This window comes from Limnothrix sp. FACHB-881 (assembly GCF_014698135.1).
GTDB lineage: Bacteria > Cyanobacteriota > Cyanobacteriia > CACIAM-69d > CACIAM-69d > CACIAM-69d.
This window is the reverse complement of record NZ_JACJSN010000012.1, coordinates 65388-78418: the sequence shown is the minus strand read 5'-3', so window position 1 is coordinate 78418 and position 13031 is coordinate 65388. Positions and strand designations below refer to the sequence as shown.

Sequence of the window (13031 nt, the reverse complement as noted above, 5' to 3'; positions counted from 1 at the left end):
AATTCGCTAGTCAAAGTTAGGTTAAAACAAGTTCATTCTTCCGAAAGCAGAGCTTGAAAGCACAGAAAATGCCTGAAAAAGATAAAAAACTATGAGTTTTTGAGAAAAAGAACAAACTAGTCAAGACTTGGTTGACGTTAGCTTTTGATAGATAAGCAAAAGCAATTTTGATTCTTTGGGTAAAATTTCTGAATTTGGTTCAGTGTTATACAGTTTTTCGGCAGCAAACTTTTCTGGACCAAGGTTAATTGTCCTTGATTAGTCATTAGTAGTGAATACCAAATTGGTTCACCTGAGAACCAAAAGGCATTTTCCACAAGACGTTAAGACGTTCTATAACCGAAGTTTTCGATGAGGAACCTATCGGACGAAATTTCGGTGAAAGCTTGGTGGCACTTCAAACGTTAACCTGTGGTTACCCCCTTTGTCGAGTATATCATCAGCCCCTAATTCCGATGATCGGGTTGCCAAGGAAATCCTGGCAACAAAATATCCAATAATAAAATTATGTTTATGGATCGGTTTATGGAGATGATACTCCTTGGCTGATCATGCGGAAGTCAAGGACAAAACCTAAGCATTGCTCGCTTTACAGGATTCCGGCATCTCTAAAACTTAGTTTTGTTTACGGTTCTTAACTTGAATTTCTCAAGAGCAACTCTCATGAAATAGCAAGTATTGAAAGTTACACAGGATGAGTCTCAAATATTTTCGTTGGGCATTGGGGTTCCTTGATTTGTTAATTTCAATACAATCTCCTTCAGAATCTGGATGACTTCAAGATTGCAAGGAGGCTCAAAGGAGGCTCACCGGATTTTTTTGGGCCTAATTTTGCGATCGCCAAGGACTTTTAAAGGAGGAAAAACTAGAGGGCTATTTGTGATCCTATTTGAATTGAGACGGCTGGAGGGTCTGAATAGCCATCGTCCAAGCCGCAACTTGAATAGCTGCGGCCTGGTGAGCAGTCTGATCGGCATGGCCGGAGATGCGGGCCCGTTGCTGGCAAATGCTGGCCGCCTGGCGATTTGCGGTTAAACATCGCCCCACGATCGAACCAAGGCCGCTGGCTGCTGTCCCGATCACTCAAGTCTTGCTGAACGTCAACTCCCGAAAACTCAGCAGGGCGGGATAGGACGAGGCGATCGATCGCCCGGCGGCCGCTGGGGCCGATCGGGACTGGGGTTCCTGGGGAATCTGCAATTCGGAAGCCACGGCGGCCATGGGGGAAAAGTCCCGCAGGATCGCATGGCTATTGCTGCCATCCAGACCAAAGGAGCTGACGGCGGCTCGGCGGATGGGGTGCTGGGATGGCCAGGGCTGGGCCTGACGCGCCAAAAAGAACGGCGATTGTTCCAGGTTCAGGCGCGGGTGGGGGTGGTCACAGTGCAAGGCGGGTGGAATTTGGCCGTGATGCAAAATCAGGGCGGTTTTGATCAGGCTGGCAATGCCCGCCGCACTGAACAGATGGCCAATATTGCTTTTCACGCAGCCGATCGCACAGAACTGCGTGGCGGTGGTGTGTTGGCGAATGGCCTGGGAAAGGGCCTTCAGTTCCACGGGGTCGCTCAGGGGGGTGGCCAAGCCGTGCGCTTCGAGGTAGCCCAAGGCGGTCGGATCCAGCCCCGATCGGGCCCAGGCCTGTTCAATCACCCGTTGCTGACCGGTGACGGTGGGCAGGGGTAGCCCAAAGGGAGAGCTATCTTGGGCGATCGCGGAACTTTCAATGACGGCATAGATTCGATCGCCCTGCGCGATCGCCTGGCTCAGGGGCCGGAGCAACAGGGCCCCACATCCTTCTCCGAGTACTGCACCCTTGGCCGCTGCATCAAAGGCCCGGTGCTGGCCATCGGGGGACAGGAGCTTGGCCGCCGCCCAACTGGCAGGGAGCTGGCCCGCCTCCAGCAAATGCAAACCGGCCACCAGAGCAGCGCGGCATTCTCCACTGCGCAGGCTTTGACAGGCGAGATGCAAAGCGCCGAGGGAGGCGGAATCCGTAGCATTCAATACCAAACTGGGGCCGCGCCAACCAAACAATTGGGCGGCCAATCCGGGGGCAAATGTGACACCTGTGCTCACAAATAAGCCCACGGACTCGCCCCGCCAATCTCCCACGCCATAGCCAGCATCCTGGAGCGTCTCCGCAAAAATACTGAGCAGTTCCACGCTGCCCGGATCCAAGGTCTGGGGCATACCATCGGGCCAGAGATCCGAAAACTGAGAAGAGGAACGGGGGGTAATTCGACCGGCCCAACTCGGGGGGGTGTTGGGGACGTTGGGATCGATCGCGCCTTGTAAGTCAGAAAACGATGACATTCCCGGCGATGCGGGCCGATGCCAAAAATCGGGCGGCAATTCCTCAATACTGCTGCGGCCCGCTAGCAGGTTGGCCCAAAATTCGGCGGGGTTTTGGGCGTTGGGAAAGTGGCAGCCCATACCAACGATTGCGATTGCCTCGCCCTCACCGGAAACGGTCGATCGCCCGGTTGGCAAAGGCGCTGCCGATGGGGGTGTGGGCGGCGAGCTAGTTGGGGACGCAGTTTGGACTTGAGTTTGGGCCTGAGCTGGAGCTTGAGTTTGAGCCTGAACTGGGGATGACCCTTGCGGGGGGAACGGCGGCGGCGCTGCGCTGGTGAGCCAATAGGCATCCTTCGCAAAGGGGTAGCCCGGCAGGGGAATCCGTTGACTCCCGGGCGATCGCAACCGTTTCCAGTCGATTTCGGCCCCCTGAGTCCAGGCCTGGGCGAGCAATGCCAGCGTGGCAGCCGTGGGCATCCCAGATTCGGGTAGGGCGGGCGCGGGCATCGGGTCGGCCCCCGCCAGCACCTGACCTCGCCATCCGCCAGTGGGGAGCTGGCCTTGGCGAAACGCTGCAAGCTGCTCCAACAGGGTGTCTAGCCGATCGGTCACCAGAGCCAAGCGTTCCGCGAGGGGTTCGCGCCCCCCTTGCAGCGTCCAAGCCAGATCATCGAGGCTCGGCCGCTCGGTTCGCAGATGGCGATGCAATTGGCTGGCCTGTTGCGTGAGTTGGTTGGCCGTGCGGGCACTCAGGACAATTAACCAAGGGCCGGCACTGCTGTTTTTGGGCTGCTGAGTTGGCCAATCTTCCACAATTAAATGGGCATTGGATCCACCGGCTCCAAAGCTATTAACGCAGGCAAACCGGGGGCGATCGCCCTTAGGCCAGGGTTGCGCCTGGGATGGAACCCGAAAAGGTAGTTCCGAAAAGGCAATATTGGGATTCGGCGGGTTGCAGTGCAGTGTGCCGGGAATCATGTCATGGCGCATGGCCAGCAAAACCTTGGCTAGGCCAGCGATGCCCGACGCGGCTTCCAAATGCCCAATGTTGGACTTGACGGAACCCAAGGGAATTCGATCGCCCTGATATCCCTGCCGTTGGGCCACGGTGGCCAGCCCGCCCACTTCGATCGGATCGCCCAGGGCCGTGCCCGTACCGTGACATTCCACATACTGCAAGTCCCCAAACTGGATGCCTGCCGCCGAGAGCGATCGCTCGATCGACTCCGTTTGGGCTGGCCCGCTGGGAACCGTAAAGCCATTCACCCGGCCTCCGTGGTTAATGCCACTGCCCCGAATTACGCCCCAAATGAAGTCACCATCCGCCCGGGCCCGGGCCAAGGGCTTGAGCAACACAGCCCCCACGCCCTCGCCCGGCACATAGCCATCGCCCCCTTCGCCAAAACTGCGACAACGGCCATCGCGAGATAAAAAGCCCCATTGACTGAGGTAGAGATAGCGGAATGGGTGCAAAGTAAGGCTCACGCCCCCGGCCACCGCCATGGTGCAGTCACCGGCCAGCAGACTTTGGCAAGCCAGGTGAATCGCCGTCAGGGACGAAGAACAAGCGGTATCGATCGCCAAACTGGGCCCGGTCAAATCCAGGAAATGGGAAACCCGATTGGCAATGATCCAAAACAAGGCCCCAGCACCACTGGGCTGATCGGCACTCCAACTCAAATCCCGCGCCACGTGGGAATAGTCGTGCCACATGGCCCCAACAAAGAGGCCAACCCGTTCCCCCTGGCGCGATTGACGGCTGCCATAACCCGCATTTTCCATGGTGTGCCAAACCGACTGGAGAAACAGCCGCGCTTGGGGGTCAATTTGCTTGGCTTCCTTGGGCGCAATGTTAAAAAACAGCGGGTCAAATTCTTCAACCCCCGGGATAAAGCCGCCCCACTTGCCATAGGTGCGATTGGGTTGTTTGGTTTCCGCAAAGTACTGCTGGTAATCCCAACGGTTGGCGGGCACTTCCGTGATGCACGATCGCCCTTGATACAGGTTTTGCCAAAAGGTTTCCAGATCAGGAGACTGGGGATAGCAACCATCCAGGCCAATAATCGCGATGTCATAGCCACCGGGGGGCCGCTGCCGATCGGGCAACTCTAGGGGCTGGGTTTGGGGGATGGGGGCCTGAGGATTGGCGGCTCCGGTGTTGGGAGCCTTCACCTCAGGAGCCTTTACCTCAGGAGCCTTTACCTCAGGAGCCTTTACCTCAGGAGCTTTGGGGGCCAAAGCTTGCGGCTCCGGGGAGGGTGCAGGATTGGGCGATCGGGTGACCTGGGTGGGGGCTGGTGCGATCGAGCTAGGAACTGGAGCCGCCGGAGATGGCGTGGCCGGCACAGTGGTCGCTCCAGCAGGCACGGTTAGCTGGGCCAAGTGGTTGGCCAGTACTTTGATGTTTGGATAGTCAAACAGGACAGTGGGCCGCAGGCCGGAATATTGCTTTTCGAGGGTTGCCACAATTTCCTCAATCATCAATGACTCCAGACCCAGGCTGAAAAACCCTTCCTGACGGGGCACGGATTGGGGATCGGTGTTCAGGGTGCGGGCAACCAGAGCGGCCAATTCTTGCTCGATGGTGGCGATCGAGGGGGTGGGCAGGGACGGCGGGGCGGATGGGGCGATCGCCGCCGGGGTCAAGGGGGCAGGCAATGCTGGGGGCACATTCGGGGCGGGGCGCGATCGGGAGAAGCGCTCAAAGATGGTTGCGTCCGTGCCTTTACCGGTGACCAGAACGGGCTGAGGGCGATCGCTAGTCAGCAGATCAAGGAAGGCAAACCGACCGGCCGCCGCGCTGAAGGGTTCCATGCCCGATCGCTGGAACCGCTCGGCCAGCATGTCGGTGGCTCCCATGCCGCGCGATCGCCACAGACCCCACTGAATCGCCCCAGCGCGTCCGGGCCAATGGCGATTGCGGTAAGCACAAAAGGCTTCCAGCAGTCGATTCGCCACCACGTAGTTCGCCTGTCCAGGGTTGCCGGCCGCCACGGTGATTGAGGAAAATCCCAACCAAAAGGCCACGGGTTGATCCTGCAACCGTTGTTCCAAACGCAAAGCCCCAAGGAATTTGGGAGCAATCAGCCGATCGAGGGAGGCGAGGGTTTGGGCATGGAACAGCCGATCGTCTAACTGCCCGGCCGTATGAATCACGCCGTGAATGGTGCGGTGGGTGGTTTTCAGAATCCCTGTGAGGCGATCGAGGTCGGCTTCTTGGCAAAGGTCTGCTTGTAGATAATCCGCCGTGGATCCCAAGGATTCCAGCAGGGCGATCAGTTGGTCGGTTTGGGCCCGGCGGGGCGATCGACCCACCAACAGAAAATGAACGGCCGTTTGCAGCGCGATCGCCTCGGCCACTTCTGCGGCCAAGGCCCCGCTCCCACCCGTGATTAAAATGCAAGATCCCGGCTCCAGGACGGAAACCGGCAAGGGAGGCGCAGATCCGGGGGCCACTTCCCGCAACTCGGCCCCATAGCGATCGCCCCCACGATAGGCCACGCGATCGTGGTCCCAAGGGGTTGCCGCTTCCGCCGCGATCGTGGCGCTGGCTTCCCCAACGGTTAGTCCCAACTCCAAGTCCAGGGATTTCAGGCGAATTTGGGGCAACTCCAGGGCCACCGTGCGCCCCAGGGCATCAATCCCCGCCGTGGCAAACCCCAAAACCCGATCGCTCGGGGTCACGGCTTGGGCATCAAAGGTCACGGCCAAAAGCTGGAGCGGATCGGCGGGGCGCACTTTCGCCCACTGTTGCAGGAACAGAAAACAACCGCGCACGCCCTGGTTCAAATCGGCTTCGGCTTGGGTGACCCAATCCCGATCGCCCTGGGGCCCATGACCTGACCCCGCTGCCGGGGGAGCCGTGACCCAATAGACCAAGGCTGGGGAAAGGGGCGAGTCGATCGCGGCGGCCCCTGCGATCGCCCGGAATTGCTCGGGAGTCAACAGATGCGTCAGGCCCTGGCGCACTTGGTCTGGGTCAGTCCAATCCCACTGGCAAACCCGATCGCCCAAAACCTCAAAGGTTGAACCGGCTAGGCACAACTGAGCCTCAATCCCCTGCGATCGCAGCCGCTGGCGCAAGGCCAAGCCCCAAGCAGCCCCCTGGGCAAAAATGATCGTCGGCGCGGCGGTGGCCTGAGTTGGGGATGCAGTGGCGGTGGGCAAAACAGTCCAGTCGGTTTCAAAGTAAGACACCTCCGGCGCAAGCAAGGGAGCCGCCGCCAGGGTTAACTCCCGAATCACGGCCAGGGGGCGGCCATCCGTCCCGATCGCGATCGCTGAAAACTGGCTTTCGGTAGCCTGGACTCGGCATTGTTGGCGCTCAAACCGGACGGTGACCCAGGATGAAGGCTCGCCAACCGCCGGATCGTCGGATCGATCGGGCGATGCTGTGGGGGCAATTGCGGCAGCGGATGACGATTCCCACTGGGCTTGCAACTGGGATTCCCACCAACAGCCTGCCACTTGCCCCGGCACAACGAAATCTCCAAAATCTCGGGCATCGCCGCTCCGTTCCGCAAACCATTGCCGGTGTAAATACACGGCCGCTTGCAAAATCCCATCCAAAAAGGCGGTGCGATTGGGGGCTTGCAATTGAAAGAGGGCTGCTTCGTCGGTGATTTGGGCCTGATGGATCACCTGCAAGGCCCTGCCGTACTGATAGCCGCGCGATCGCAAGGCGGCATAAATGGCCGTTCCCGAAATCTCGCCCACCCGATCATGGCCAACCGGGCGAGCATCGGGCGATCGCCCGGTCACTGGATCGAGGGGCGGCCCTGAGGATGACTCCGCAAAGGTGGCACTCAAAATCAGTCGATCGCGCTGCCAAACCTGAACCCGATTTGGCAACTCCACCTGGGCCCCCAGGGTCACGGCCTCCGCATCCCCCACCCCCAAGGCCACAGCCTGGTGCAAGGTAATCTCTGTCAGCAATCCGGGCGATCGACCCAGCGATCGGGTCACCGCATCCCAGGCCAAGCCAATGAAGCTGGCGGCGGGCACAATCCAGCGCCCATTTAAAAAGTGCGATCGGAGCACCAAATCGGTTTCGGGAAACACCTGTTCCCAGCGCTCCGACGATGCCCCGGAGGAGGGCAGCACCTCCCGGGCCGCCGGGGCAGCGGGCAACGGAGCCAGCCGATCGCCCTCGGATGCCTTGGGAAAGAGCCAATACAACTGGCGATCGAAGGGATAGCGCGGCAAGGACAATTTGGGATAGGTGGCCGGGAAATGGGCTGACCAATCCACCGGACTGCCCGCCAGCCAGGCCGCCAAGGCCGACTGCACCGAATTTCCCACATCCTCGGAAGCCAGCACCTCGGGCAGTTCGGCCAGCGAGCGCGGGCGATCGGGCAGCAATCCCGACAGCAGAACCGGCCAATCCATGCCCGGATCCAGCACGCCCATGGTGAAGGCCCGCACCAGTTCCGCCAAGGCCGCCGAACCCGTGGGATAGCGATCGGTCAAGTCCCACTTTTGGCACAAGCGCGCCAGGCTGCTGCGAATGGCCACAAACATCAAAATTCGATGCTCTGGGCGAGGTGCGTTCGATCGGACTGGGGACTGCAATGGAGCTTGCAACACTGAATCAAGGTCAATGCCCACCTGCTCCAACGGTTGCCGCCAGGTTTCCACAAAGCGCGTAAAGGTCATTTGCCGTCGCCACAGGGTGCGAGCCACCTGCAAAACCGATTCCCAATCTGCCTCCGGCAACGCCACCGATGCCCAAAGGGTCTTGAGCGCTTCGGCATCCTGCACCAACCGGCCCAAGGTCGATCGCGCCTCCGAAGGCGTTTCCACCGTTGCCGCCACGGGCTGAGACGGCAGCTCAAATTGCGCCAACGCCCGCTGCACATCGGCCCAACTGCTGGCCAAACAACCAAATCGCCAAGGAAAGCTTTCGCGCCCCAGGGCCAGGTTCGCCGCGATCGTCCCCAAGTCGGCTGCGGCCACCCGTTGCGCCCCTTCCTGGCCCCACTGGGCAACCAAGGCGGCCAAGCTACGTGCTGATTTGGCAGACAACAGGAAGGGAATCACGGCAGTTGCCCGATCGCCCGTCTCTGGGGCCCCTTGACCCGCGATCGCGTTCCCTGTCGCCAACGCCAACGGCGATCCAGCTTCCTCAGCCACAGCAGGCAACCGGGGCGGCTCTTCCAACACCAAATGGGCATTGCTGCCCCCAAAGCCAAAGGAACTCACCCCCGCCCGCAACGGCAAATCCGCCGCCGCCGGTTCCCAGGGGCCAAGGGCCACCGCTGGCACAAAGGGAGAAGTGGTGAAGTCAATGAGCGGGTTGGGAGTCGTTAAGTTCAAGCTGGCGGGAATCTGACGATGCTGCAACATCATCAAGACCTTGATCACCCCGGCAATTCCCGCCGCCGCTTCCAAGTGGCCGATGTTGGTTTTCACGGAACCCACCTGGCAATAGCCGATCGCCTGGGCCGTGGTGCGGAAGGCCTGGGAAAGGGCCTCCATCTCGATCGGGTCGCCCAAGGAAGTCCCCGTGCCATGGGCCTCCACATAGGTCACCGTGGCCGGATCCACTTGGGCATCGGCGTAGGCCGCCTTCAACAGTTGGGTCTGTCGTCCCACGCTGGGGGCTGTGATGGACTCGCCCACCGCCGAATGGTTCACCGCACTGCCCCGAATCACCCCAAAAATTCGTCGATTCTGGGCGATCGCCCGTTCCAGGGGCTGAAGCAACAGCACCCCACAGCCTTCACCGGGCACATAGCCATCGGCCTGAGCATCAAACGTGCGGCATTGACCCGTTGGACTCAGCATCCTTGCTCGGGAAAATGACAGATGCTTCCAAGGGCGATGGTTGAGGGTTACGCCACCCGCAAAGGCTAATTCACACTCGCCCGATAGCAACGCCTGTCGAGCCAAATGGATGGCCACCAAAGACGAAGAGCAGGCTGTATCCAGGGTCAAGCTCGGGCCGCTGAGACCCAACACATGGGACAACCGATTCGACAGAATGCAACTGTAGCTGCCTAACCCCGAAAATCCATCAATTTCCACCTGGGGATCCGTCGTAACTTGCCAATAGTCCATGGTCATTGCGCCCAAGTAGACCCCCGTTGGCTGCTGACGGAGCGAAGCTAGGGACAGGCCGGCTTCTTCCACGCAATGCCAAGCCACTTCCAATAGCAACCGCTGCTGAGGATCCATGTACTTGGCTTCTCGGGGAGAAATGGCAAAAAATCCCGCATCAAACGATCGCCAATCCTTTAGGAAACCGCCCCATTTATTCCCCGTTTGTTCGCGGTAGGCTTGGTGATCCCAGCGATCGGGAGGAATTTCCCCGATCGCGTTCACGCCCGCCGCCAAATTACCCCAAAATTCATCAATATCCGCCGCCCCAGGAAAGCGACCAGCCAAACCAATTACAGCGATATCTTGAGTCATGGTGGGGTATCTCAAACCGGCTTTAATTTTTTGTGGGGCAGTCATTACTGAGGCGATGGAAGCGACTAGAGCAATTAGGATGAGGCTTTCAACTCATCCCGCCAAGTCGAATGAGTCAACCATTGGATGGAGAGCATTTTGGCTAAACCATGATTTTTGAAAAGGATCAAAGTTAATTTCCGTTTGTCGCGGGAAGACCACTGAAAGCACAGTTTGATCGGCAATCCAAAGACGCGCTTGATATTGAGCAAAATGCCGAAAGCTGGCTCGATAGTGATTTGGAAAAATGCATTGCAAATCCGCGATCGATAACAGCTCCATCGGCACAGTCATGCCGCAACGTAACACTTTCGATAGGGCTTCTTTTAATGTCCAAAGAGCCAATAGCCGCTGAGGGTATTGGGAATATTGAGAATATTGAGAATAGTAATCAAAGGTTCTATCACACCAGCTTTTTTCGGAATCTGGAACCGCATCAATCAAGGTTTGATAAAGCGTGGGATTAAAGGTTTCCACATCAATACCCACGGGGTAGCCCGCCTCAAAAGCAACCGCCACTGCCTGACCCGAATCATGGGCGATGCTCACCTCCAATGGCTCCTGCCCTCCATACCGCACCACTGGCTGCCCAAAGCTACCCGGTTCAATGGAGATCGATCGATAGTCACAATCGCCAATTAACTGAACCAAGGCCCCTTTGGCCGCCATGCGCCCCATCAAGTACGACATCCGCCGCCTCAAAACAGGCAACTTTTCAAAATAGTCCAACTCCGCAGGCGAGAGCAGTTGCGATCGATAGGGTGCAACGTCAACGTAGTTGGCAATGTTCACACATTCAAATCGGCAAGTAATCGATCGCATGATGCCAGCCCCTGTTTTAATTTGGCTTTGATTTGACTTTAATCTGGCTTTGATTCAGCATTTTGCTTATTCAGAATTTTCATTAAATTATTTCGATGATCTAATCCAATTTTTAGGTTTCATTTGTTCATTAACTTGATCTAAAACTAGAAACCTAATTTAGTAATTCAGCGTAAGAGCTTAACTTAAACAATCAACTTGAGAATTTCACTGAACCACTGAATTAAAGAGCTGAATTGGATGTTGAATTTAGAATTCTGACTTTCAGCGCCTACTTAAAACCCAATTTAAGAAATTACTCTGAACGCCATTTTTTTGCTAAATTCACGGCTCGCTCCAGCGATTGCACATTCTGTCCAAAACGATCCATCACTGCCATACCTTTTGATGAGGAAGATGCATCCAAAATTACCCGCACAAATCCAGACAAAGTGCCATTTGATCCCACATCTAGGTAAAGATTGGTTCCCATTGATTCCAAGCCTCGCAACGCCTTTTCAAAGTTAATGGGATTGCGAAATGCTTCCCAGAAAGTACGCACCGCCTGAGTTGGTTGCTGGTCATCGGCGCGATCGCCACACCCATAACGCCAAAAACGACCGGTTTGGAACTGAGGTAGGCGATCGAACTCTCGAGCAATAATCTCTTGGGCTGAATCAATCCAAGGGGAATGAAACGCTTGGATCACCGGTAAGCGCTGAAACAACACCGATTGACTCTGTAAGGTTTGCTCTAGCCGATCGAGACTGCTCGATCGGCCACTGACCACAAAACTTTGGCTGCAATTAATACTGGCCAAAGCAGTGTCTTGAAACCAATCAGGATGTTGATGCCAGAGATTTAAGCCATCCAAAATGGCTAGCATTCCCCCAACCGGTGTGTAGGATTCAAAGGCAAAGGATGCGCGAATTAAAGCAACCAGCAGTTGAAAGCGATCCACCACACCGCTGTAGGCCGCCGCTGTCAACTCTCCGAGGCTATATCCCAAAACCAAGTCAGGAATAATACCCATCGACTCGATCGTGGCCGCCACCGCATAGTTAAACGTAAATAACAGCGGATTACTGTATCGCGTATACAAAAGCAGTTTTGAATCTTCTGCCAGTGCCATTTGCGAGTCAGCAAACAGCTCAGTGGCCAAATGAATACCTAAAAGCGGCAACGCCACCTCAGAAAATTCATTCATGCAGTTCCGAAAAACAGGATGGCAGCGATATAGCTCCTGCCCCATTTCCATATACTGCGATCCTTGACCAGGAAACATGAAGACAACTTTCGCAGCCATGGCTTCAACTCCTAGTCTTCAACTGAGCTTGCAACTTGCGCTTTCAAATTTCCCTTAAACCTTTTCGGGAACCAAATCTGGAGAGATTTGATACAGCAGTCGGGTTAGCGTGTTGCCCACTCCCAATTCTTGAAACGTGCATTTTCCCCGATCGCACAAATGGGCGATCGTTTCTGTCCAGCGCACCGGACTCGCAATTTGCTGCGTTAAATTCTCAACCACATTCTCCAGCGTATAAGGCTGCGCTGAAGTGTTAGCAATCACTGAAAATCGCGGAGCACGAAAATTCATTGTCCGAATAAATTCCCCAAACTCTCGCGCTGCTTCTTGCATGTAGCGCGAGTGAAACGCCCCGCTAACATTCAACACCACATATCTCGTGTCTGGAATTTCCTCAAACACAGCCGCTAAATCATCAATATCGCGCTTGGGCCCTGAAATGACCACTTGCCGAGGCGAATTATAGTTCGCAATATCAACCGTATCAAACGCAAAATCATCTAAGATTTTGCGAATTTTCTCCACATTGCTACCAATCACTGCCGCCATTCCACCACCCTGCTGACGGCCCATCAATTGCCCTCGGTATCGAATTAAATTCAATCCCGTTTCAAAATCAAACACTCCCGCCGCAAACAACGCATTATATTCGCCCAAAGAGTGCCCGCAAGCCGCATTAGGCCAAAACCCGCCTGAATCAATATGGGACTGCCAAGCCAAAGCATTCACCACAAATAAAGCAATTTGAGTGAATTCTGTCCGGCTCAAATCACCATTGGGATCGTGCAAACACAGCTCTTTTACAGAAAAGCCAAGAATATTATCTGCTTGCTGCAAAAGCTGCGGATAATGAGGAAATAGTTCACTCCCCATTCCACAAAATTGGGATCCTTGACCCGGAAAGAGAACAACATTTAAATTCATCATGCCGCTCCTTCAGTGCGTCAATCAGGACATTTAGGTAACATGGAGGAAGTTCAGCGAAGCCAACTAGACAGCACAAACTTCAAAGTGAATTTCAAAGCAAGGTCGTAGTCATCAGCTTCGAGAAACAGGTCTTTAACAACAGGGTCCTAAGATTGAGAATTAAAGAATCTGGCAGTTTTCGTCTTGTCAAATCCATAGGATTGAGACCTAGGTCAAGCGTCAACAGCCCTGACTCTTCAATCCAAGTTTT

Annotated in this window: 5 protein-coding genes; all 5 read right to left on the bottom strand. The window is 56.0% G+C overall.

Annotation, left to right across the window (positions count from 1 at the left end):
- Nucleotides 1–885: 885 nt before the first annotated feature.
- Nucleotides 886–1047, bottom strand: coding sequence for a hypothetical protein (locus tag H6G52_RS12305; RefSeq protein ID WP_190528654.1), 162 nt, complete (start codon nucleotides 1045–1047; stop codon nucleotides 886–888).
- Nucleotides 1048–1083: 36 nt separating this feature from the next.
- On the bottom strand, nucleotides 1084–9708 hold the full coding sequence (locus H6G52_RS12300; RefSeq protein ID WP_190528652.1) for an SDR family NAD(P)-dependent oxidoreductase: 8625 nt from the start codon (nucleotides 9706–9708) through the stop codon (nucleotides 1084–1086).
- A gap of 93 nt (nucleotides 9709–9801) precedes the next feature.
- Nucleotides 9802–10569, bottom strand: coding sequence for a 4'-phosphopantetheinyl transferase superfamily protein (locus H6G52_RS12295; protein ID WP_190528650.1), 768 nt, complete (start codon nucleotides 10567–10569; stop codon nucleotides 9802–9804).
- 295 nt (nucleotides 10570–10864) lie between these two features.
- Complete coding sequence (locus tag H6G52_RS12290; RefSeq protein WP_190528648.1) at nucleotides 10865–11854, bottom strand: acyltransferase domain-containing protein; 990 nt, start codon at nucleotides 11852–11854, stop codon at nucleotides 10865–10867.
- Nucleotides 11855–11908: 54 nt separating this feature from the next.
- Nucleotides 11909–12778 (bottom strand): ACP S-malonyltransferase, encoded by an 870-nt coding sequence (fabD, locus tag H6G52_RS12285; RefSeq protein WP_190354657.1) that lies wholly within the window; start codon nucleotides 12776–12778, stop codon nucleotides 11909–11911.
- Nucleotides 12779–13031: the final 253 nt, after the last annotated feature.

Bases quoted from the DNA above. Each gene is read 5' to 3' on its own strand.
- H6G52_RS12290 (WP_190528648.1), bottom strand. From the start codon at position 11,854: ATGGCTGCGAAAGTTGTCTTCATGTTTCCTGGTCAAGGATCGCAGTAT.
- H6G52_RS12300 (WP_190528652.1), bottom strand. From the start codon at position 9,708: ATGACTCAAGATATCGCTGTAATTGGTTTGGCTGGTCGCTTTCCTGGG.
- H6G52_RS12295 (WP_190528650.1), bottom strand. From the start codon at position 10,569: ATGCGATCGATTACTTGCCGATTTGAATGTGTGAACATTGCCAACTAC.
- fabD (WP_190354657.1), bottom strand. From the start codon at position 12,778: ATGAATTTAAATGTTGTTCTCTTTCCGGGTCAAGGATCCCAATTTTGT.